The sequence below is a fragment of the Candidatus Symbiopectobacterium sp. NZEC135 genome (assembly GCF_025962695.1).
This window is the reverse complement of the sequence record NZ_JAGFPF010001170.1, coordinates 1-677: the sequence shown is the minus strand read 5'-3', so window position 1 is coordinate 677 and position 677 is coordinate 1. Positions and strand designations below refer to the sequence as shown.

Sequence of the window (677 nt, the reverse complement as noted above, 5' to 3'; positions counted from 1 at the left end):
ATCGACCGCCGGCAAGCCACGCCCATACTCCAGCAGTTGACCGTGGTTGCGCACAAACCAGCTGTCTGCGCTGCGGATACCGTCCAACTGCACGTTAACCGCCTCTCCCACCCAGGGCGTCACCAGCGTCAGCCGCAGGTGCGTGATGTTGCTGGTACAGCTCACTACCAGTTGATTGCCGTCAGCCAGCGAGCGCGTTAAGGTCATGTCGCCACCGTTTGCCTCACGCTGTAAGTGGAAGCCATCGTTTTTCTCCGCAGACGACATTGCTCCCGCACGCCCCCCTTCACGACTGAGTGCGTCATAGCAGGCCAGCCGTACCTCAGAGGTGGTTTCACTGCGGCACTGTTCCCACAATGTCAGCCAAGCCGAATCCGGAGCGCCCGTCGTCGCTAACAGCAGCGGTAATGCAGTCAGCAGCATCAGTTCACCTCCAGCTTCTGGCATTTGTGATCGAGTGTACGTTTGGGAATATTGAGACTCTCCGCCACCAGCAGACGGTTACCATGGAACTGGCTCATGCGTGCTTTGATCACCGCGGCCTCATATTGCTGCGTGGCGACGCGCAGATCGTGGATCTCCTGAAAATGCGCTTTGGTTTCCTCCGCGCTTCCCGCCATGCGTTCGCGTATTTCTTGTGGCAAGGCAGCTAACGTCACCGTTTCCCCCTCCGGCGT

At 58.9% G+C, this 677-nt stretch carries 1 protein-coding gene and 1 pseudogene; both read right to left on the bottom strand.

The window, feature by feature from the left end; genetic code table 11:
* Positions 1-447 (bottom strand): type VI secretion system-associated protein TagO (locus J5224_RS33140; RefSeq protein ID WP_264629145.1); only part of this gene is annotated, 447 nt, incomplete at its 3' end.
* Positions 423-677: pseudogene (locus J5224_RS33135) on the bottom strand (sigma-54-dependent Fis family transcriptional regulator); the annotation flags it as partial. The pseudogene J5224_RS33135 and the gene J5224_RS33140, both read right to left, overlap by 25 nt.